19 protein-coding genes are annotated in these 19,632 nt (G+C 72.5%); 17 read left to right on the plus strand and 2 right to left on the minus strand.

Going from position 1 to position 19,632, the window contains the following annotated elements:
- Positions 1-12: 12 nt before the first annotated feature.
- The 16 genes from zupT (at position 13) to E3Z34_RS01940 (ending at position 17,490) form a co-directional block, all read left to right on the plus strand.
- The gene (zupT, locus tag E3Z34_RS01865; RefSeq protein WP_134772245.1) at positions 13-831 is read left to right on the plus strand and encodes a zinc transporter ZupT; all 819 of its coding nucleotides are present in this window, start codon (positions 13-15) and stop codon (positions 829-831) included.
- 87 nt (positions 832-918) lie between these two features.
- Positions 919-3,495 carry an ATP-dependent chaperone ClpB gene (clpB, locus tag E3Z34_RS01870; RefSeq protein WP_134772246.1) on the plus strand — a complete coding sequence of 859 codons (2,577 nt, stop codon included), beginning with the start codon at positions 919-921 and terminating at the stop codon, positions 3,493-3,495.
- Positions 3,496-3,553: 58 nt separating this feature from the next.
- On the plus strand, positions 3,554-4,555 hold the full coding sequence (locus E3Z34_RS01875) for a squalene cyclase (RefSeq protein WP_134772247.1): 1,002 nt from the start codon (positions 3,554-3,556) through the stop codon (positions 4,553-4,555).
- Positions 4,556-4,732: 177 nt separating this feature from the next.
- A complete protein-coding gene (locus tag E3Z34_RS01880; protein WP_202977003.1) occupies positions 4,733-5,692 on the plus strand; it encodes a phosphate ABC transporter substrate-binding protein PstS family protein in 960 nt (319 codons plus the stop codon).
- 100 nt (positions 5,693-5,792) lie between these two features.
- Positions 5,793-6,773: a phosphate ABC transporter permease subunit PstC gene (gene pstC, locus E3Z34_RS01885; RefSeq protein ID WP_134772248.1), complete on the plus strand. Its 981-nt coding sequence runs from the start codon at positions 5,793-5,795 to the stop codon at positions 6,771-6,773.
- The gene (gene pstA / locus E3Z34_RS01890; protein WP_202977004.1) at positions 6,770-7,717 is read left to right on the plus strand and encodes a phosphate ABC transporter permease PstA; all 948 of its coding nucleotides are present in this window, start codon (positions 6,770-6,772) and stop codon (positions 7,715-7,717) included. Before pstC (E3Z34_RS01885) ends, pstA (E3Z34_RS01890) begins: the two co-directional genes overlap by 4 nt.
- Positions 7,718-7,848: 131 nt before the next feature.
- On the plus strand, positions 7,849-8,619 hold the full coding sequence (gene pstB, locus E3Z34_RS01895; RefSeq protein ID WP_134774683.1) for a phosphate ABC transporter ATP-binding protein PstB: 771 nt from the start codon (positions 7,849-7,851) through the stop codon (positions 8,617-8,619).
- Positions 8,620-8,813: 194 nt separating this feature from the next.
- On the plus strand, positions 8,814-9,905 hold the full coding sequence (gene pstS / locus E3Z34_RS01900) for a phosphate ABC transporter substrate-binding protein PstS (RefSeq protein ID WP_238695298.1): 1,092 nt from the start codon (positions 8,814-8,816) through the stop codon (positions 9,903-9,905).
- Positions 9,906-9,908: 3 nt separating this feature from the next.
- Positions 9,909-10,865: a phosphate ABC transporter permease subunit PstC gene (gene pstC, locus E3Z34_RS01905; RefSeq protein ID WP_134772249.1), complete on the plus strand. Its 957-nt coding sequence runs from the start codon at positions 9,909-9,911 to the stop codon at positions 10,863-10,865.
- A complete protein-coding gene (pstA, locus tag E3Z34_RS01910) occupies positions 10,865-12,007 on the plus strand; it encodes a phosphate ABC transporter permease PstA (RefSeq protein ID WP_134772250.1) in 1,143 nt (380 codons plus the stop codon). Before pstC (E3Z34_RS01905) ends, pstA (E3Z34_RS01910) begins: the two co-directional genes overlap by 1 nt.
- Before the next feature lie 25 nt (positions 12,008-12,032).
- Entirely contained in the window at positions 12,033-12,812 is a 780-nt protein-coding gene (gene pstB / locus E3Z34_RS01915; RefSeq protein ID WP_134772251.1) for a phosphate ABC transporter ATP-binding protein PstB, read from the plus strand.
- 19 nt (positions 12,813-12,831) lie between these two features.
- On the plus strand, positions 12,832-13,569 hold the full coding sequence (locus E3Z34_RS01920) for an LppX_LprAFG lipoprotein (RefSeq protein WP_134772252.1): 738 nt from the start codon (positions 12,832-12,834) through the stop codon (positions 13,567-13,569).
- 1 nt (position 13,570) lies between these two features.
- Entirely contained in the window at positions 13,571-15,379 is a 1,809-nt protein-coding gene (locus tag E3Z34_RS01925) for an MFS transporter (protein WP_134772253.1), read from the plus strand.
- Positions 15,361-15,564, plus strand: coding sequence for a cold-shock protein (locus E3Z34_RS01930; RefSeq protein ID WP_134772254.1), 204 nt, complete (start codon positions 15,361-15,363; stop codon positions 15,562-15,564). Before E3Z34_RS01925 ends, E3Z34_RS01930 begins: the two co-directional genes overlap by 19 nt.
- 94 nt (positions 15,565-15,658) lie before the next feature.
- On the plus strand, positions 15,659-16,240 hold the full coding sequence (locus E3Z34_RS01935; RefSeq protein ID WP_134772255.1) for an HhH-GPD-type base excision DNA repair protein: 582 nt from the start codon (positions 15,659-15,661) through the stop codon (positions 16,238-16,240).
- Positions 16,237-17,490 carry an MFS transporter gene (locus E3Z34_RS01940; RefSeq protein ID WP_238695299.1) on the plus strand — a complete coding sequence of 418 codons (1,254 nt, stop codon included), beginning with the start codon at positions 16,237-16,239 and terminating at the stop codon, positions 17,488-17,490. The genes E3Z34_RS01935 and E3Z34_RS01940 overlap by 4 nt, the downstream gene beginning before the upstream one ends.
- A 14-nt stretch (positions 17,491-17,504) precedes the next feature.
- Here E3Z34_RS01940 and E3Z34_RS01945 read toward each other — a convergent pair whose 3' ends face one another.
- Positions 17,505-18,293 (minus strand): exodeoxyribonuclease III, encoded by a 789-nt coding sequence (locus tag E3Z34_RS01945; protein ID WP_134772256.1) that lies wholly within the window; start codon positions 18,291-18,293, stop codon positions 17,505-17,507.
- A gap of 58 nt (positions 18,294-18,351) precedes the next feature.
- On the minus strand, positions 18,352-18,768 hold the full coding sequence (locus E3Z34_RS01950) for an SRPBCC family protein (RefSeq protein ID WP_134772257.1): 417 nt from the start codon (positions 18,766-18,768) through the stop codon (positions 18,352-18,354).
- A 52-nt stretch (positions 18,769-18,820) separates the two neighbouring features.
- Here E3Z34_RS01950 and E3Z34_RS01955 point away from each other — a divergent pair, with 52 nt between their 5' ends.
- Positions 18,821-19,615: a deoxyribonuclease IV gene (locus tag E3Z34_RS01955; protein WP_134772258.1), complete on the plus strand. Its 795-nt coding sequence runs from the start codon at positions 18,821-18,823 to the stop codon at positions 19,613-19,615.
- Positions 19,616-19,632: the final 17 nt, after the last annotated feature.

Raw genomic sequence — 19,632 nt, forward strand, 5'->3', positions numbered from 1 at the left:
GAGGAGGTACGGGTGGCGCTGGCCTTCGTCGTCACCCTGCTCGCCGGCCTGTCGACCGTCGTCGGGGGGTGGCTCGGCACGCACACCCGGGTGCTGCGGCGGGACGTGCTCGCCGCGGCGCTCGCCTTCGCGGCCGGGGTCATGATCACCATCTCGGTGGTCGAGATCGCCCCGGGGGCCGTGACCGACCTCAGCGACCACCTGGGGGAGACCGAGGCGTTGCTGTGGGTCGGCGGGGCTCTCGTGCTGGGGGCGCTCGCCGTGCTGGGGATCGACAAGGCCATCCCGCACGACATCAACCCGGCCGAGATCGCCGGCGGCGAGCAGCTGGACCGCATCAACGCCGGTGAGGTCAACCCCCGGCTCCTGCGCAGCGGCGTGCTGCTCGCCGCGGTCGTCGGGCTGCACAACCTCCCCGAGGGGCTGGCCACCTTCATCTCCACCCTGGAGCGGCCGTCGGGCGGCATCACCCTGGCCGTCGCCATCGCCATCCACAACGTGCCGGAGGGGCTGGCCGTCGCGGCGCCGATCTACGCGGCGACCCGGTCCAAGCTGCAGGCGCTGTTCTGGGCCACGCTCTCCGGGCTGGCCGAGCCCGTCGGGGCCGTCCTCGGCTACCTCCTCCTCAGCGCCGTGCTGCCCGACCGTTGGCTGGTCCTCACCCTGGCCCTGGTCGCCGGGATGATGCTGGCCGTCAGCTTCCTGGAGCTGCTGCCCTCGGCCCGTCGGTACGAGACGCACTACTCCCAGACCCTCGTCGGCTTCCTCCTCGGGGCCGTGGTGATGGTCCTCTCGCTCCAGCTGCTCCAGCTGTCACCCGCTCAGGGTTGAGCGGAACAGACTCAACTTCCTTCCTGTTGTCCATCGTAGAGTTCACACCACGCGACAGCGGCCGCCTCCGCGGCCGGAGGAGGACACATACCCATGGAGCTGACCACCAAGGCCCAGGAGGCGCTGCAGGCCGCCATCCGCGACGCCGCCGCCTCCGGGCACGCCCAGGTCGAGCCGGCGCACCTGCTCATGGCGCTCGCCGGCCAGCCCGAGACCACCACCGCCCCGCTGCTGGACGCGACCGGGGCGTCGGCGCGCTCGGCCGCCCAGGCCGCCGCGACCGCCCTGGCGTCCCTGCCGCGGGCGAGCGGGTCGACGATGGGCAACCCGCAGTTCTCCCGGGCCATGCACGGTGTCGTCCGTGACGCCGAGCAGGCGATGTCGGCGATGGGTGACAGCTTCGTCTCCACCGACCACCTGCTCCTGGCGCTCGCCCGCACCGGCTCCTTCCCCGTCCTGGACGCGGCGGCGATCGAGGAGCGCATCCCCACCCTGCGCGGGGGCAAGAAGGTCGACTCCGCCGACCCGGAGGCCACGTTCGACGCCCTGGGGAAGTATGGCACCGACCTCACGGCGATGGCCCGGGAGGGCAAGCTCGACCCGGTCATCGGCCGCGACGCGGAGATCCGCCGCGTGGTCCAGGTGCTCTCGCGCCGCACCAAGAACAACCCGGTCCTCATCGGCGAGCCGGGCGTCGGCAAGACGGCGGTCGTCGAGGGCCTGGCCCAGCGGATCGTCGCGGGCGACGTGCCCGAGTCCCTCCGCGACAAGACCCTCATCGCCCTCGACCTGTCGGCGATGGTGGCGGGGGCGAAGTACCGCGGCGAGTTCGAGGAGCGTCTCAAGGCGGTGCTCGGCGAGATCAAGGCCAGCAACGGCCGGGTCGTCACCTTCATCGACGAGCTGCACACCGTGGTGGGGGCCGGCGCGTCGGGCGACTCCTCGATGGACGCCGGCAACATGCTCAAGCCGCTGCTGGCCCGCGGCGAGCTGCGGATGGTCGGCGCGACCACCCTGGACGAGTACCGCGAGAACATCGAGAAGGACCCGGCGCTGGAGCGCCGCTTCCAGCAGGTCTTCGTGGGCGAGCCCTCGGTGGAGGACACCATCGCCATCCTGCGCGGGCTCAAGGAGAGGTATGAGGCGCACCACAAGGTCGCCATCGCCGACTCCGCGCTGGTCGCCGCGGCCTCCCTCTCCGACCGCTACATCTCCGGCCGCCAGCTGCCCGACAAGGCCATCGACCTCGTCGACGAGGCCGCCTCCCGCCTGCGGATGGAGATCGACTCCAGCCCGACCGAGATCGACGAGCTGCAGCGGGCCGTCGACCGACTGCGGATGGAGGAGATGCACCTGGCCAAGGAGACCGACGACGCCTCCCGGGACCGGTTGGCCCGGCTCCGCGCCGAGATGGCCGACAAGCAGGAGGACCTGGCCGCGCTCAACGCCCGGTGGGAGGCGGAGAAGTCCGGCCTCAACCGGGTCGGCGAGCTCAAGGCCCGGCTGGACGACCTGCGCACCCAGGCGGACAAGGCCCAGCGCGAGGGCGACTACGAGAGTGCCTCCCGCCTGCTCTACGGCGAGATCCCGGCCGCCGAGCGTGAGCTCACCCAGGCCCAGGAGCAGGAGGACCTGGCCGCGAGCTCGGCGGGCGCCGCCGGAGGCCCGATGGTCAAGGACGAGGTGGGGGCCGACGACATCGCCGAGGTCATCTCCGCCTGGACCGGCATCCCCGCCGGTCGCCTGCTCGAGGGGGAGACGGAGAAGCTGCTGCGGATGGAGGAGGTCATCGGCGGGCGGCTCATCGGGCAGCGCGAGGCCGTGCGTGCGGTGAGCGACGCCGTGCGGCGGGCCCGGGCCGGCATCTCCGACCCGGACCGGCCCACGGGGTCCTTCCTCTTCCTGGGCCCCACCGGTGTCGGCAAGACCGAGCTGGCCAAGGCTCTCGCCGACTTCCTCTTCGACGACGAGCGCGCCATGGTCCGCATCGACATGTCGGAGTACTCCGAGCGGCACGCCGTGGCCCGGCTGATCGGCTCGCCCCCCGGCTACGTCGGCTACGAGGAGGGCGGTCAGCTCACCGAGGCCGTGCGGCGCCGCCCCTACTCGGTCGTCCTGCTCGACGAGGTCGAGAAGGCGCACCCGGAGACCTTCGACATCCTGCTGCAGGTGCTGGACGACGGTCGGCTCACCGACGGCCAGGGGCGCACGGTGGACTTCCGCAACGTCATCCTCGTCATGACCTCCAACCTGGGCAGCCACTTCCTCATCGACCCGCTCGCGGACGCCGAGACCAAGCGGGAGCAGGTGATGGCCACCGTGCGGTCGACCTTCAAGCCGGAGTTCCTCAACCGGCTCGACGAGGTCGTCGTCTTCGACCCGCTCAGCCAGGACGAGCTGGCCACGATCGTGGGGCTCCAGGTCGACCTGCTCGCCCGGCGGCTGTCGGACCGCCGGATCACGCTCTCGGTCACCGAGCAGGCCCGGGACTGGCTGGCCCGGCGCGGCTACGACCCGGCCTACGGCGCGCGCCCGCTTCGCCGGCTGGTGCAGACCCAGATCGGTGACCGCCTCGCGCGGTCGCTGCTGGCCGGGCAGGTGCGGGACGGTCAGCAGGTCGTCGTCGACCTGGACGAGGCCGCCGACGAGCTCGCGCTGCGCTGAGCCCGGCCCGGGGCCGTGGCGGACGTCCCCTGTCCGCCACGGCCCCTAGCGTGGGCCCATGGACACGCGCGCACCCCTCGACCCCGACAGCGACCTCGGCAGGTGGCTCCTGGGCACCGACCCGGCCCTGCGCTGGCAGGTGCAGCGTGACCTGCTCGACGCCCCCGAGGAGGTCTGGCGGGCGACCCGGGCGCGGGTGACCACCGAGGGGTATGCCGCGCGCCTGCTGGCGCTCCAGGACGAGGACGGGCAGTGGGCCGGCGGCGCCTACTTCCCCACGAGGAACGACCCGCGGGCGGAGGTCGGGGACGCCAACGAGGGTCAGCCCTGGGTGGCCACCACCTGGTCGCTCAGCGCGCTGCGCGAGTGGGGGGTGCCCGCCGAGGCCCTCGGGAACACCGCGGAGCGGTTGCGGGAGCACGCGCGCTGGGAGTACGACGACCTGCCCTACTGGGGCGGCGAGGTCGACGTCTGCATCAACGCCTGGACCCTGGCGAACGGCACCTGGCTGGGCACCGACGTCAGCTCCCTGGCGGCCTGGTTCCCCGAGCACCAGCTGGCCGACGGCGGCTGGAACTGCGAGTGGGTGGAGGGTGCCACGGCGTCCTCCTTCCACTCCACCCTCAACGCGCTCGAGGGTCTGCTGGAGCGCGAGGAGCGGGGCGCGCCGCCCCAGGAGCGGGAGCAGCTCCGGCCGGCCCGGCACCGCGGTCAGGAGTACCTCCTCGAGCGACGCCTCCTGCGCCGGCGCTCCACCGGTGAGCTGGTCGGGGACTGGGTCACCCAGCTCGGCTACCCTCCCCGCTGGCGCTACAACGTGCTGCGGGCCCTCGACGTCTTCCGGCGTGCGGCCGTCCTGGACGGCACGGCGCCCGACCCGCGGCTGCAGGAGGCGGTCGACGCCCTGCGATCGCTGCAGGGGCCGGACGGGCGATGGGTCCAGCAGGCCCACCACGAGGGGCAGGAGTGGTTCCCGGTCGACGTGCCGGTGGGCAACCCCTCGCCGTGGCTGACGCACGCGGGGCTGCGCGCTTTGCGTTGGTGGGACGGTCGCGGCTGAGACCTCCTGAGGTTCGGCACACGTTCACCCCTCCTTCACCCAACCCGCCTCGGCGGGACACCCTCTCTCCCTAGCGTTCCCGGTGGTTGGCAGCGCGGCCGGCACCCGCCGACTGCCGGGTCCTCCCGGCAGGAGCGCGCCACCGCCATCCAGACACCCCTGAGAGAGGTTCCACCCGTGAAGCTGCACCGTTCTGCACCGGCCGTCGCCCTGGCGATGACCGCTTCGCTCGCGCTCGCCGCCTGCGGCGACGACACCACCACCGGTGACGAGGCTGCCGCAGCGGCCGACGGGACCGCCGTCGCCGCCGGGGACGACGGGTCCCAGGACGGCGGGGCGCTGTCCGGCGACATCGCCGTCGACGGCTCCTCCACCGTCACCCCCCTCACCGAGCCGGCCGCCGAGCTGTTCATGCAGGAGCACGCCGACGTCCGCATCGCGGTGGGGACCTCCGGGACCGGCGGAGGCTTCGAGAAGTTCTGCAACGGCGAGACCGACATCTCCATGGCCTCACGACCGATCAAGGAGGAGGAGGTCGCGGCGTGCGAGGCGGCCGGGATCGAGTACGAGGAGCTGGGCGTCGCCAACGACGGGCTGGCCGTGGTGGTCAACCCGGAGAACGACTGGGCCGGCTGCCTCACCGTGGAGGAGCTCAACGCCGCCTGGAAGGACGGCTCCGAGGTCACCGACTGGTCCGGCATCCGTCCCGACTTCCCCACCGAGGAGCTCGAGCTCTACGGCCCCGGCACCGACTCCGGCACCTTCGACTACTTCACCGAGGCGGTGAACGGTGAGGAGGGCAACATCCGCCAGGACTACAACGACATCGGGGAGGACGACAACGCCGCCATCCAGGGCGTCGCCGGTGGCACCGGCGCGATGGCCTTCATCCCGCTGACCTTCGCCCTCGAGGCCGGGGACAGCGTCAAGATCCTGGAGATCGAGAACGAGACCGGCGAGTGCGTGGCCCCCTCCGCCGAGACCGTGCAGGCGGGCGACTACACCCCCTGGCCCGCGAGCTGTTCATCTACCCCAAGGGCGAGGCGGTCTCGACCAAGCCCGAGGTCAAGGCGTTCGCCGAGTTCTACGTCGAGAACTCCGACCAGATCGCCGACGCGGCCGGATTCATCGCGCTGACCGAGGAGCAGAAGCAGGCCGCCCTCGAGCAGATCGCCTCCCTCGGCGGTCGCTGACCCTCGCGTCACCCGCCCGCGACCAGGACCGCGCAAGGACCAGGATGAGCACCATCACGCGACCCGGACCCGTCCCCGGAGGACGGGCCGGGACGGGGCTCTCGCTCCGGGCGAGCTCGCCCCGGTGGGGGGAGAAGGCGGTCGTCGGATGGCTCCTGCTCTGCGCCGCCTTCTCGGTCCTGGTCACGGTGGGCATCGTCCTGTCCCTGGTCCCGCCCACGGTGGAGTTCTTCCGCCGGGTCGCCCCCTGGGACTTCTTCTCCACCGACTTCTGGGCCCCCACCAACGCCGGCAACCCCGGCTTCGGGGTGCTCAGGCTGGTCGTCGGCACCCTCAACGTGACGTTCTGGGCCCTGCTCATCGCCATCCCGGCAGGCCTCGGGGCCGCCATCTACCTCAGCGAGTATGCGAGCTCCCGGTCCCGGCGGGTGCTCAAGCCCGTGCTCGAGGTCCTGGAGGGCGTCCCGACGGTCGCCTACGGCTTCTTCGCCATGACCTTCGTCACCCCGCTGCTGCGAGAGTTCTGGCCGACCTTCCTGCCCCGCAAGCTGGGCGAGCCGCCCGGCATCTTCTCGGCCGCGTCGGCGGGACTGGTCATGGGGGTCATGATCATCCCCACGGTGGCCTCCATCTCGCAGGACGCCATGAGCGCCGTGCCCTCCGGGTTGCGGCAGGCGGCCTACGGGCTCGGCTCGACCCGGATGCAGGTGGCGACCAGGGTGGTCGTGCCGGCGGCGCTGTCGGGGATCGTCGCCAGCTTCGTGCTCGGGATCTCCCGGGCCATCGGCGAGACGATGATCGTGCTGCTGGCCGCGGGCGCCTCCGCCAACCTCACCTTCTGGCCGAACGACTCGGTGCTGACGATGACGACCTTCATCGCCCGGACCTCCACGGGGGACATCGGGCACGGCACGACGACCTACTACACGATCTTCGCGGTCGGCGCCCTGCTCTTCGTGATGACCTTCGTCATGAACATGATCAGCATCGCCCTGGTCCGCAGGTTCCGGGAGACCTACGAGTGAGCACCTCCACCACACCCAGGCTGAACGGCCCCAACCGCACCGGGGTCGCGGCCGCCCGGCGCGCCACCGAGCTCGGTCTGGACGGCAGCGGCCGCAGAGGCTCGTGGAAGGGCGGTGCCTTCCGCGCTCTGCTGGTGCTGTGCCTGATCCTGGCCTTCGTCACCCTGCTGGCCGTCATCGTCCAGGCTTTCGTCCGGGGGCTGCCCAGGCTGGACCTGGACCTCATCACCGGGATGCCCTCGACGCTGGACCGCGAGACCTCCGGCATGCAGTCCGCGATCTTCGGCACGATCTACGTGATGGCCGGCGTGATCGTCACCGTGGTCCCGATCGGCGTGTCCGCCGCCATCTACCTCGAGGAGTTCGCCGACCACTCCCGGTGGTGGGTCCGCTTCATCGAGCTGAATATCCAGAACCTCGCGGCCGTGCCCTCGATCGTGTTCGGGATCCTCGGCCTGGCCTTCATCGTGCGCGGCCCGCTCAGCCTCGGGCCGGTGGCCTACGCCGGCTCCCTCACCCTGGCGCTCCTCGTGCTCCCTACCGTCATCCTGGCGGCCCGGGAGGCGATCCGGGCGGTCCCCAACAGCCTGCGCCTGGGCTCCCTGGGGCTGGGAGCCACCCAGTGGCAGACGATCTGGCACCACGTGCTGCCCGCGGCGGTGCCCGGGATCGTCACCGGCACCATCCTGGCCCTGTCCCGTGCGATCGGCGAGACGGCACCCCTGCTGCTCGTCGGCGCGACCGTCTTCGTGACGTACAACCCCGACGGCTTCTTCGACGGCGCCTACACCGTCCTGCCCGTCCAGGTCTTCCAGTGGGCCGTCCGCCCCCAGGAGGAGTTCCGCGTCCTCGCGGCCGCAGGCATCATCGTGCTGCTGGGCGTCCTGCTGGCGATGAACTCGCTGGCCATCTGGATCCGCCAACGCTTCACCCGCGAGCTGTGAGAGGCCCGCGCCCTCCCGTCGGCCTCCGCCGACGGTCCCGACCGGAAGGAGCCGCTCCCGTGAGCGCCAGCACCGTCACCCCGCCCCGCAGCCTGCCGGGCCGCGACACCCCCGACCATCCCGCGGCGGTCATGGAGACCCGCGGGCTCAACGTCCACTACGGCGGTTTCCACGCCGTGCACGACGTCGACCTGGCCTTCGGCCGGCACGAGATCACCGCCCTCATCGGCCCGTCGGGGTGCGGCAAGTCCACGGTCCTGCGCTGCCTCAACAGGATGAACGACCTGGTCCCCGCAGCCCGCGTGGAGGGCTCGGTGCTCTACCACGGCCAGGACGTCTACGCCCCCGAGGTGGACCCGATCGAGGTGCGCCGCCGGATCGGGATGGTCTTCCAGAAGGCCAACCCCTTCCCCAAGTCGATCTACGACAACGTGGCCTACGGCCCACGGGTGACCGGTATGAAGGTCGACAGCATGGACGACCACGTGGAGAGGTGCCTGCGGGGCGCCGCCCTGTGGGACGAGGTGAAGGACAAGCTGAAGGAGTCCGGCTACTCCCTCTCCGGAGGTCAGCAGCAGCGCCTGTGCATCGCCCGCGCCATCGCCACCGAGCCGGACGTCATCCTCCTGGACGAGCCGTGCTCGGCCCTGGACCCCATCGCCACCGGGGCGGTCGAGGACCTCATGCTCGACCTTCGCCAGGACTACACCCTCATCATCGTGACCCACAACATGCAGCAGGCGGCCCGCATCTCGGACCGGACCGCCTTCTTCACCGCGCGACCCGACGAGACCACGGGCAACCGCACCGGGCTGCTCGTCGAGTACGACAAGACCTCGACGATCTTCGAGAACCCCTCGGACAGCCGGACGGAGGACTACATCTCGGGCCGCTTCGGCTGACGTCAGGGGTGGTCACCACCGAGCCGACCGTGCCGGGACCCCGCACGGTCGGGCTTCACCTGTTGTTCACCTCGGTGTCTCCTGCCTGACACGATCGGGTCCTACGGTGAGCGGCGGCCAGCGACGTCCGTCGTGCGCCTCGGCACAGGCCTGGCGCGCGTCCGACCGCCGTCCAGCAACCGGAGAGGACCTGCGTGCTCCACGAGCGTCGCGCCCGGGCCCGGCTTCTCGCCGCGATCCTGCCCCTGACCCTGCTCGCCGCCTGCGGCAACGACGACCCGACCGGCATGCTCGCCGAGGGTGGCGGAGGCAGCCTCGAGGGCGACATCAAGGCGTCCGGCTCCTCGGCCCAGGAGGCCGCCATGACGGCCTGGATCGCCGGTTACCAGGGGGAGCAGCCCGGTGTCCTCGTCCAGTACGACGCCATCGGGTCCGGCGGAGGGCGGGAGAACCTCATCGCCGGGGCCACCGACATCGGCGGCACCGACGCCTTCCTCGACGAGGAGGAGCGGGAGGCGGTGAAGGAGAGGTGCGGCCCCCGGGGGGCGCTCCACGTCCCGGTCTACATCTCCCCGATCGCGCTGCCCTACAACCTGCCCGGCGTCGACGACCTGCAGCTCACGCCGGGCACCCTCGCCCGCATCCTGGACCAGAAGATCACCACGTGGGACGACCCGGCGATCGCGCAGGACAACCCGCAGGCCGACCTGCCGGACACGCGCATCACCGTGGTCCACCGGTCCGACGACTCCGGCACCACGGAGAACTTCCTCGAGTACCTCGCCGCGGCCGCCCCGCAGGAGTGGCCGCACGAGGTCGACAAGGCGTGGCCGGTCCCGGCCGAGGCCGCCCCCCAGAACACCGGGGTCATCCAGGTCGTCAACGCCACCGAGGGGGCCATCGGGTATGCCGACGCCTCGGTCGTCACGGGGGACGCCGTCGCGATCGGGGTCGGGGAGGAGTTCGTCACCTTCTCCCCCAAGGCGGCCGCCCGGGTCGTGGACGCCTCCGATCCGGTCGACACCGGGCTCGAGGGGGACCTGGCCCTGGAGCTCGCGCGGGACACGACCGCGTCCGGTGCCTATCCCATCGTCCTGGTGTCCTACCTCGTGGCCTGCACGCACTACGAGCGGCCGCAGCGGGCCGAGCTGGTGAGGGACTTCCTGTCCTACATCGTCTCGGAGGAGGGCCAGCGCGCCGCTGCGGACGCGGCCGGGTCCTCACCGATCTCGGACTCCCTCCGGGAGCGTGCCCTCGCCCTCGTCGACACGATCCAGGGAGGCTGAGCGATGGCTCCGGCACCAGGCACCGCCCCGGCGCGCGAGCGGCGCGGCATACCGCCCCGAGCGCCCCGCCGGCCAGGGGACGTCCTGTTCTCCGGCGCCTCGCTGGGCTCCGGCATCCTCATCCTGCTCGCGCTCGCCGGCGTCGCCTTCTTCCTCGTCCAGCAGGCGATCCCCGCGCTCACGGCCGACCCCGAGGACGTCACCGGCGAGGCCGGGTTCGGCGGATACATCTGGCCGCTGGTCTTCGGCACCGTCGTGAGCTCCCTCATCGCCATGCTCGTGGCGACGCCGGTCGCGGTGGGGATCGCCCTGTTCGTCTCCCACTACTCGCCGCGCCGGGTGGGTGCGGTCGTCGGATTCGTGGTCGACCTCCTCGCGGCCGTGCCCTCGGTCGTCTTCGGTATGTGGGGACTCGCGGTCTTCGCCCCCATGCTGGGTCCGCTCTACGGCTGGCTGGAGCGCAACCTGTCCTTCATCCCCGTCTTCGGCGAGGCCTCCGCGACCGGGCGCACCATCCTCACCGCCTCGCTCGTGCTGGCCGTCATGATCCTGCCGATCATCACCTCGGTCTCCCGCGAGGTCTTCCTCCAGACCCCGCGGCTGCACGAGGAGGCCGCGCTCGCGCTCGGCGCCACCAAGTGGGAGATGATCCGCACGGCCGTGCTGCCGTTCGGCATGCCGGGGGTCATCGGCGGCACCATGCTCGGACTGGGGCGGGCCCTGGGCGAGACGATGGCCGTCGCCATCATCCTCGCGCCCGGGGCCTTCAGCTGGAACCTGCTGGGCAGCGGCAACAAGACGATCCCCTCCGAGATCGCCCTCAACTTCCCCGAGGCGGCCGGGCTGCGCCTGTCCGAGCTCATCGCGGCCGGTCTGGTCCTGTTCGTCATCACCCTGGCGGTCAACATGCTCGCCCGGTGGATCGTCGCCCGCCGCGCCGCCTTCTCAGGAGCCAGCTGATGAGCACCCCGTTGCAGGTCACCCCCTCCGGTCCCCGCTCCCGCCGCAAGGACCACGAGGGCGTCGTCGCCTCGTCCGTCCGTCCGACGACCGGTCGTCCGGCCCTCGTCCTGGCCGGCGGCGCCGTGCTGCTCGCCGTGGTGCTCCGGCTGCTCGACGTGCACGTCGGGGCCGCGGTCGCCGCGGGCTGCGCTGCCTACCTCCTGGGGGTGTACGTCGTCTACCGCGCCCTGGGCGGGCCCCGGGTGGCGGTCGACCAGCTCATGCGCGGCCTGGTCCACCTGGCCTTCGCCCTGGCCGTCCTGCCGCTCCTGTCGCTGCTGTGGACCGTGATCACCCTCGGGTCGGGCCGCGGCCTGGACCTCTCCTTCCTGTGGCAGACCATGAACGGCGTGACCGGGGTGCACGACCAGGCCTACGCCGAGGGGTCCGCCCCGTTCGTCGGCGGCGCCTTCCACGCGATCGTCGGCACCCTGGTCATCACCGGGCTGGCCACGCTCATCTCGGTGCCCATCGGCCTGTTCACCGCCATCTACCTGGTGGAGTACGGCCGGAGCGGACCGTTGGCCCGCTGGATCCGCTTCTTCGTCGACGTCATGACCGGCATCCCCTCCATCGTGGCCGGGCTCTTCGCCTTCGCCCTCTTCGCCTCGGTCTTCGGCCTGCGCGACGCCAAGATGGGTCTGGCCGGCGCCGTGGCGCTCTCGGTCCTGATGATCCCCACCGTCGTGCGCAACAGCGAGGAGATGCTGCGGATCGTGCCGGCCGAGCTGCGCGAGGCGGCGCTCGCCCTGGGCGTGCCCAAGTGGCGCACGATCGCCAAGGTGGTGCTGCCCACCGCGGCCTCCGGCCTGGCCTCCGGTATCACCCTGTCGATCGCCCGGGTGATCGGGGAGACCGCCCCGCTCCTCGTGGCGGTCGGCTACGCCCGGGCGCTGAACTGGAACCCGCTCGAGGGCCCGATGAACACGCTGGCGGTCTATGCCTACTTCATGTTCACCAAGCCGCTCAGCCCGGCGGTCCGCGACCCCAGCCTCGAGCGGGCCTGGGCCGCCGCCCTGCTGCTCGTCCTCATCGTCGTCGCCCTCAACCTCACCGCCCGGCTCATCGCCAAGATCTTCGCGCCGAAGACCGGCCGCTGACCCCCTGCATCGGAGAGCATCACCCATGTCCAAGCGCATCGACGTGAAGAACCTCGACATCTACTACGGGGACTTCCACGCCGTGAAGAACGTCACGATGACCATCGAGCCCCGCTCGGTCACCGCCTTCATCGGGCCCTCCGGCTGCGGCAAGTCGACCTTCCTGCGGACCCTGAACCGCATGCACGAGGTCATCCCCGGGGCCCGTGTCGACGGCGAGGTCCTCATCGACGGGCAGAACCTCTACGCCAGGGGTGTGGACCCGGTCGAGGTGCGGCGGCAGGTCGGGATGGTCTTCCAGCGCCCCAACCCCTTCCCGACGATGTCGATCAAGGAGAACGTCCTGGCCGGGGTGCGGCTGAACTCCCGGCGCATCTCCGCCAAGGCCGCCGACGAGCTCGCCGAGAGCGCGCTGCGGGGCGCCAACCTGTGGAACGAGGTGAAGGACCGCCTCGACAAGCCCGGTGCCGGCCTGTCCGGCGGTCAGCAGCAGCGCCTGTGCATCGCCCGCGCCATCGCCATCCAGCCCGAGGTCATCCTCATGGACGAGCCGTGCTCGGCCCTGGACCCCATCTCCACGCTGGCGATCGAGGACCTCATCAACGACCTCAAGACCGACTACACGGTCGTCATCGTCACCCACAACATGCAGCAGGCCGCCCGCGTCTCGGACCGGACCGGCTTCTTCAACCTGGAGGCGACGGGCCGTCCGGGCGAGCTGGTCGAGTACGACACGACCCAGACCATCTTCAACAACCCCGCCCAGAAGGCGACCGAGGACTACATCTCCGGCCGCTTCGGGTGAGGCACGACATACTGACGGTATGACGCGCGCCGGCTCCCGCCCCACCCGACCGGCGGGGCTGGTGCTCGCCCTGTCCGCCGCCCTCGCCCTGTCCGGCTGCAGCGGCGGTGGGGACGACGACGCGGCCACCACCTCGACGCCGCCGCCCCCCACGGCGCAGGACCGGCTCGAGCAGGCCCACGACGTCGTCGTCGAGGCCGGGTCCCTCCAGCTGACGCTGACCGGGACCGACCTGCCGGAGAGCGAGAACTCCTACATCATCAGCGCGACCGGTGGCGGCACGATGGAGCCGCCCGCCTTCGACGGCACCATCACCGCCCGGCTGGCGGGGGTGCAGGCCGACGTCCCGACGGTGGCGCTGGACGGCGAGCTGTGGGTCAAGCTGCCCTACGTGCCGGCGCACGTGCAGACCGACCCGGCCCAGCTGGGCGTGCCCGACCCGGCCACCCTCTTCGACCCCGAGACCGGTCTGGTCTCCCTCCTGGAGGACACCGTCGACCCCGAGTTCGGGCCCCGCGCCCGGGCGGGGGAGGAGATCGTCCAGGAGGTCGTGGGGACGCTGCCGGGGGAGGTCGTCACCGCACTGCTCCACGCCGGGGACGACAGCGCCGACTTCGACGTGACGTATGGCCTGGTGGAGGAGACCTGGGAGGTGCGCACGGTGGAGATCACCGGCCCGTTCTACCCGCCGGCGACCTCCACCTACACCGTGACGCTCGACAGCTACGGCGTGCCGGTCACCGTCACGCGACCCTGACATGGGGACGGGGGAGGGGCCGACCGTGCCGCGGGGGGCGCGTGCGCTGCTGACCGTCGCGGCGCTCGCCGTCGCGCTGGCCGCGGCGGACACCTACGTCGTGGTGCTGGCCCTCACCGACATGATGGCCGGCGTCGGTGTGGGCATCGAGTCGCTGCAGCGGGGGACGCCGATCATCTCGGGGTTCCTGCTCGGCTACATCGCGGTCCTGCCGCTCATCGGGCGGCTGTCGGACCTGGTGGACCGACGCCGGATCCTGCTGTGGTGCCTCGTCGTCTTCATCGTCGGCTCGGCGGTCACCGCGGTGGCGGTCGAGCTGCCGGTCATGGTCGCCGGGCGCTTCCTGCAGGGGCTCGGCGGGGGCGGTCTGGTGCCCGCCACCCTGGCCCTGGTCGCCGACCTGTGGCCCCCGCACCGACGGGGTATGCCGCTCGGCGTGGTCGGGGGCGTGCAGGAGCTCGGCTCGGTCCTCGGGCCGCTCCTGGGCGCGGTGGTCCTGGCCGTCGCCGGTTGGCGCGAGATCTTCTGGCTCAACGTCGTCCTCGGTGCGCTCTGCCTGGCCGGCATCTGGCTCCTGCGACCCGGGCCGGGCAGCTCAGCACCGGACGCCGGCGTCCGACCGCCCCGGCGGGCACGCCGCCGGTCCTGGGCGACGGCGACGGCATACCTGCTGGCGGCGGTGGCGGCCGTCCTCTGGACGCTGACCCTGTGGGCCCCCGAGGCTCTCACCACCTCGATCGAGCTCGGTAGCCCGTTCGTGCCCCTCGACGGAGGAACCTCGAGGGTCCTCACGCCTGTCGGGCTCACGGCCGCGGCGGTCACGCTGCTGCTGGTCGGCGTCACCTCGCCGCGCTGGCTCCCCCTGCTCCTGCGCGCCGACCTGCTCGGCGCGAGCCTCCTCGCGCTGGCGCTTGCCTGCCTGGTGCTCACCTTCTCGACCGCGGACCCGGAGACCGAGGTGCTGGGGCCCTGGGGTCTGTGGCTGCTCCCGCTCGGGGTGGCCTCGGCGCTCGGCTTCCTCGTCCGCCAGCGCACCGCCCGGGACCCGCTGGTCCCGCAGGGGGTCGTCCGGGGCCGGGTCTGGCCCGCGCTGCTCGTGAGCCTGCTCGTGGGTGCGGCCATCGTCGCCGTCGTCGTGGACGTGCCGCTGCTGTCCCGCCTCACGCAGGGCACGGACGAGACGGACGCGGCCCTCGTCCTCGTCCGGTTCCTGGTGGCCGTGCCCGTCGGGGCGGTGCTCGGCGGCTGGTTGCTCCGCCGGGTGGGCCCTGGCGTCGTGGCCGCCCCGGGCCTCGCGCTCGCCGCCGTGTCCATCCTGGCCATGGCCCAGTGGGAGCGCAGCACCCTCGACGCTGTCGTCGCCACCACGCTGCCGCTGGTGGGGGCCGGGCTGGGCGTCGGGCTGGCGATCGCGCCTGTCAACGACGCGGCCCTGGCCGACGCGGTGGACGACGGGCACGGCACCGTGAGCTCGCTGGTCGTGGTGGCCCGGATGGTCGGCATGGTCGTCGGTCTGGCGCTGCTGACCTCCCTGGGCCTGCGGCGCTTCCACCAGGAGGTGGGGGCGCTGCCCGACCCCACCGACACCGAGGCGCTGCTCGACGCGGCCGTCGTCCAGGTGCAGACCGTGCTCACGGGCGCGGGGCTGGCCGCGGGGGTGGCCGCGGTCGTGGCGCTGCTGCTCGGTCTGCGTCGACCGGGACTGGCGCCGACGGCGGGCTCCCGTGCTAGTGTTCTCCCTGAGGTGCGCACACGCGGGCTTCGACAGCGATCAAGAACGAGGCAGTATCAGTGGCTACAGGCACCGTGAAGTGGTTCAACTCCGAGAAGGGTTTCGGATTCATCGAGCAGGACGGCGGAGGCGCTGACGTCTTCGTCCACTACTCCGCCATCGAGAGCTCCGGCTACCGTGAGCTCCAGGAGGGTCAGAAGGTCGAGTTCGACGTGACCCAGGGCCAGAAGGGCCCCCAGGCGGAGAAGGTCACTCCTCTCTGAGCTGACACACCCGAACGTCGTGGAGACGCCCCCGAGCAGCTGCTCGGGGGCGTCTCCCGTGTTCGGGGGCCGGCGCGCGGCCTACCCTGGGGTCATGACCCAGACGCTGCACCTCGTCGGCGAGCCCGAGGCCGACCGGATCCTGTCCGAGCACCCGTTCGCCCTGCTCACCGGCATGCTGCTCGACCAGCAGATCCCCATGGAGGTGGCCTTCGACGGGCCGCGCAAGATCCTCGACCGGCTGGGGTCGGTGGATCCCGCCGCCATCGCCTCGACCGACCCCGAGGAGTTCATCGCGCTGTGCGCGACCCCGCCGGCGGTCCACCGCTTCCCGCGCTCGATGGGGCAGCGGGTCCACGACCTGGCCGCCGCGGTCGTGGAGGCCTACGACGGCGACACCGCGGCGATCTGGACCGACGGCGACCCGGACGGCAAGGAGGTCCTGCGGCGGCTCAAGGCCCTGCCGGGCTTCGGTGACCAGAAGGCCCGGATCTTCCTCGCCCTGCTCGGCAAGCAGCGCGGGCTGACCGCAGACGGGTGGCGCGAGGCGGCGGGCGACTACGGCCGGGACGGTGTGCGCATGTCGATCGCCGACGTCACCAGCGACGAGACGCTGCAGCAGGTGCGCGCCTGGAAGAAGGAGAAGAAGGCCGCCGCCAAGGCCTCGTCGGCGTGAGCCGGTCGCCGGCGCGCGAGCGCGCGCCCGGCGTGTGGTCCACCCCGGGGATGGTGACCCTGGCCGCCTTGTCGTTCTGCGGGTTCGCCGGGTATGCCGCGCTCCTGCCGGTCGCGCCGCTCTGGGTGGTCCGCGGAGGCTCCGACAGCGCCGGCGCCGGTCTGGTCAACTTCGTCCTGCTCGCGGCGACCGTGGCCACCCAGTTCGCCGTGCCCGCCCTGGTCCGCCGGCTGGGGTGGGGGCCGGCGCTCACGGGCGGGCTGGTGCTGCTGGGTGCGCCCTCGCTCCTGCACGTCCTCACCGCTGACCTCGGGGTGACCCTGGCTCTGTCCGCCGTCCGCGGCGTCGGCTTCGGCGTCCTCACCGTGGCCGCCAGCGCGGCCGCGGTCCTGCTCGTCGAGCCGGCCCGCCGGGGCGCGGCGATCGGGGCCTACTCCCTGGCACTGGCGCTGCCCAACGTGCTGCTCATGCCGACCGGGGGATGGGTCGCCGACACGCTCGGCTTCGGGTGGGTCTTCGGCGTCGGGGCCCTGCCCCTGCTCGGGGTGCCGGCGGCCCTCGCGCTGGCGCGCCACCTGCCGGAGCGCTCCACGCACGCCGCCGGGCCGGGGGTGGCCGCGACGGGACCCACCGGGACGCCCGCCACCGGGACGCACACGACCGCGGCGGGCATGTCCACCGCGACGGCGGCCACCCGCACCACCTACCTGGCCCTGCTGGCGCCCACGGCCGTCCTGCTGTCGGTCACCCTCGCCGGCGGGGCGATCATCACCTTCGCGCCGCAGCTGGTGCAGGTGCCCTGGCTGTCCGCGGTCGGGCTGCTCGCGCTCGGCCTGACCTCGACCCTCACCCGCTGGCGGATCGGGGCGGTCGCGGACCGGATCGGCGGGCAGCGTCTGCTCCTGCCCTTCCTCGGCCTCCTCGTCCTCAGCCTGCTGGCCCTGGCCTGGCTGGTGCGGGACCCCGTGGGACCGGGCTCGGCCCTCTGGTGGGTGCTGGCGTGCGCGGCGGTGGGGGTGAGCTACGGCGCGCTGCAGAACCTCACCATGCTGCAGGCCTTCGCCGCCGCCGGGCCCCGACGGGTGGGGGCCGCGAGCGCGGTGTGGAACGCCGGCTACGACACCGGCACCGCGGTGGGCTCGCTGCTCGTCGGCGCTGTCGCCGTGGTGGCCGGCTTCGGGTGGGCGATGGCCCTGACCGCGGCGCTGTGCCTGCTGGCCGTCCCCCTCGCGCTGCGCCCGCGCTCCTGAGTGGCCCGCTCAGGTCAGCTGAGGTCGACGACGACGGGGGCGTGGTCGCTGGCGCCCTTGCCCTTGCGCTCCTCCCGGTCGATGAAGGCGTGCTCGACCCGGTCGGCGAGGGCCGGCGACCCCAGGCAGAAGTCGATGCGCATCCCGCGGCGCTTGGGGAAGGCGAGCTGGGTGTAGTCCCAGTAGGTGTAGACCCCGGGCCCCGGCGTGTGCGGTCGCACGACGTCCGTGAACCCCGCCCGCACGACCTCCTCGAAGGCCGCGCGCTCCGGCGGGCTCGTGTGCGTCCTGCCCTGGTAGAACTCGACCGACCACACGTCGTCGTCGGTGGGCGCGATGTTCCAGTCGCCCATGAGCGCGATGGCCGCGTCCGGCGCCTCGGCGAGCCAGCGGGCGCCCGCCTCCCTCAGGGCGGCGAGCCAGTCGAGCTTGTAGCGCAGGTGCGGGTCGGCCAGCGAGCGACCGTTGGGGACGTAGAGACTCCATACCCGCACGCCCGCGCAGGTCGCGCCCAGGGCGCGGGCCTCCGCCTCGGCCGGCTCGCCCCACCCCGGCTGCCCGGGGAAGCCGACCTCGACGTCCTCGAGCCCCACGCGGCTGACCACCGCCACGCCGTTCCACTGCGAGTGCCCGACGTGGGCCACCTCGTAGCCGGCCGCCTCGAAGGGCAGCAGGGGGAACTGCTCGTCCTTGCACTTGGTCTCCTGGAGGGCCAGGACGTCCACCTCGTGCCGGTCCAGGAAGGCGAGGATCCGGTCGACCCGGCTGCGGACCGAGTTGCAGTTGAAGGTGGCGATGCGCATCCCGCCACCCTACGAGAGGGCGGGGGCGTGCCTCCGGGACCCCGGGAGCGGGTCCGAGTCAGGGGCGGGTCAGCCGCCGCAGCGCCGTGAGGTACCCCGCCCGGACGGCGGGAGCGGCATACCGGGCCAGGGCGTCCGGCACGCCGGCGGCACCGAAGGTCTGCCGCCAGCGCACCCGGGTGTCGGGGCCGGCGGGCCGCAGGTCGACCTCGATCCGTCCGTGCAGGACGCGGCCGACCTTGACGATGACGGCGTGCCGGGGCGGGTCGAACTCCACGACCTCCATGTCGTCGTCGAACCCGACCGGCCCCACCCCCGTGCGGGCGGTGAAGCTGGCCCCCGGTCGCAGGGTCCCGCCGTGGACGGTGGTGAGCGGGATGGCGGCGGTGTGCCGGTCGAGGTCCCACAACCGTTCCCAGACCGCCTCCGGGGGGCCGGGGGCGAGGAGGTCGATCTCGAACGCGGGGGTGGCCATGGCCGCAGACTAGGGCACGCGCCCGTGGCGGACGCTGCCTACGATGGCCGGTATGACCACCCTCGCCCTCGGAGCCCATGTCGACCAGACCGACCCCGTCGCCGAGGCGCAGGCCCGGGGGATCTCGATGGTGCAGTTCTTCCTCGGGGACCCGCAGAGCTACAAGGGTCCCCAGGTCGCGCACGAGGGTGGCGCCGAGGGGCTGCGGGCGGCCGCGGAGTCGGCGGGGGTGGACCTCTACGTCCACGCCCCCTACCTCATCAACGTCGCCACCCTCAACAACCGCATCCGGATCCCCTCGCGCAAGCTGCTCCAGCAGCACGTGGACGCCGCGGCCGAGATCGGGGCGAAGGCCCTGATCGTGCACGGCGGTCACGTCGGGGTGGAGGACGACCCCGAGAAGGGCTTCGACAACTGGCGCAAGGCGATCGAGGCCACCGACCTGTTGGTCCCGGTGCTGCTGGAGAACACCGCCGGCGGGGACAACGCGATGGCCCGCCACCTGGACCGCATCGCCCGGACGTGGGAGGCGATCCAGGCGGCCGAGGGGGCCGAGATGGTCGGCTTCTGCCTGGACACCTGCCACGCCTGGGCCGGCGGCATCGAGCTCGGGGACGTGGTGGAGCAGATCCGGGGCATCACGGGCCGGATCGACCTGGTCCACGCCAACGACTCCCGGGACGCGGCCGGGTCGGGGGCCGACCGGCACACCAGCCTGGGGGCGGGGCAGATCCCCGAGGACGAGCTGGCCGACGTCCTCCGGGCCGCGGGTGCCCCGGTCATGCTGGAGACCCCCGGCCAGGACCTGCACGCCGCGGACCTCGCGTGGCTGCGCGAGCGTCTCTGAGCCCCGCCCTGAGGCCC

Source organism: Ornithinimicrobium flavum (assembly GCF_004526345.1).
In the GTDB taxonomy this organism is placed as follows: domain Bacteria; phylum Actinomycetota; class Actinomycetes; order Actinomycetales; family Dermatophilaceae; genus Ornithinicoccus; species Ornithinicoccus flavus.

Excerpts from the sequence above, each read along its gene's own strand:
- pstB (WP_134774683.1), top strand. The coding sequence starts at position 7,849 with ATGGAGACCCGCGGGCTCAACGTCCACTACGGCGGTTTCCACGCCGTG.
- pstB (WP_134772251.1), top strand. The coding sequence starts at position 12,033 with ATGTCCAAGCGCATCGACGTGAAGAACCTCGACATCTACTACGGGGAC.
- E3Z34_RS01935 (WP_134772255.1), top strand. The coding sequence starts at position 15,659 with ATGACCCAGACGCTGCACCTCGTCGGCGAGCCCGAGGCCGACCGGATC.
- E3Z34_RS01945 (WP_134772256.1), bottom strand. The coding sequence starts at position 18,293 with ATGCGCATCGCCACCTTCAACTGCAACTCGGTCCGCAGCCGGGTCGAC.
- E3Z34_RS01950 (WP_134772257.1), bottom strand. The coding sequence starts at position 18,768 with ATGGCCACCCCCGCGTTCGAGATCGACCTCCTCGCCCCCGGCCCCCCG.
- E3Z34_RS01875 (WP_134772247.1), top strand. The coding sequence starts at position 3,554 with ATGGACACGCGCGCACCCCTCGACCCCGACAGCGACCTCGGCAGGTGG.
- E3Z34_RS01925 (WP_134772253.1), top strand. The coding sequence starts at position 13,571 with ATGGGGACGGGGGAGGGGCCGACCGTGCCGCGGGGGGCGCGTGCGCTG.
- pstC (WP_134772248.1), top strand. The coding sequence starts at position 5,793 with ATGAGCACCATCACGCGACCCGGACCCGTCCCCGGAGGACGGGCCGGG.
- E3Z34_RS01920 (WP_134772252.1), top strand. The coding sequence starts at position 12,832 with ATGACGCGCGCCGGCTCCCGCCCCACCCGACCGGCGGGGCTGGTGCTC.
- pstC (WP_134772249.1), top strand. The coding sequence starts at position 9,909 with ATGGCTCCGGCACCAGGCACCGCCCCGGCGCGCGAGCGGCGCGGCATA.
- pstA (WP_134772250.1), top strand. The coding sequence starts at position 10,865 with ATGAGCACCCCGTTGCAGGTCACCCCCTCCGGTCCCCGCTCCCGCCGC.
- E3Z34_RS01955 (WP_134772258.1), top strand. The coding sequence starts at position 18,821 with ATGACCACCCTCGCCCTCGGAGCCCATGTCGACCAGACCGACCCCGTC.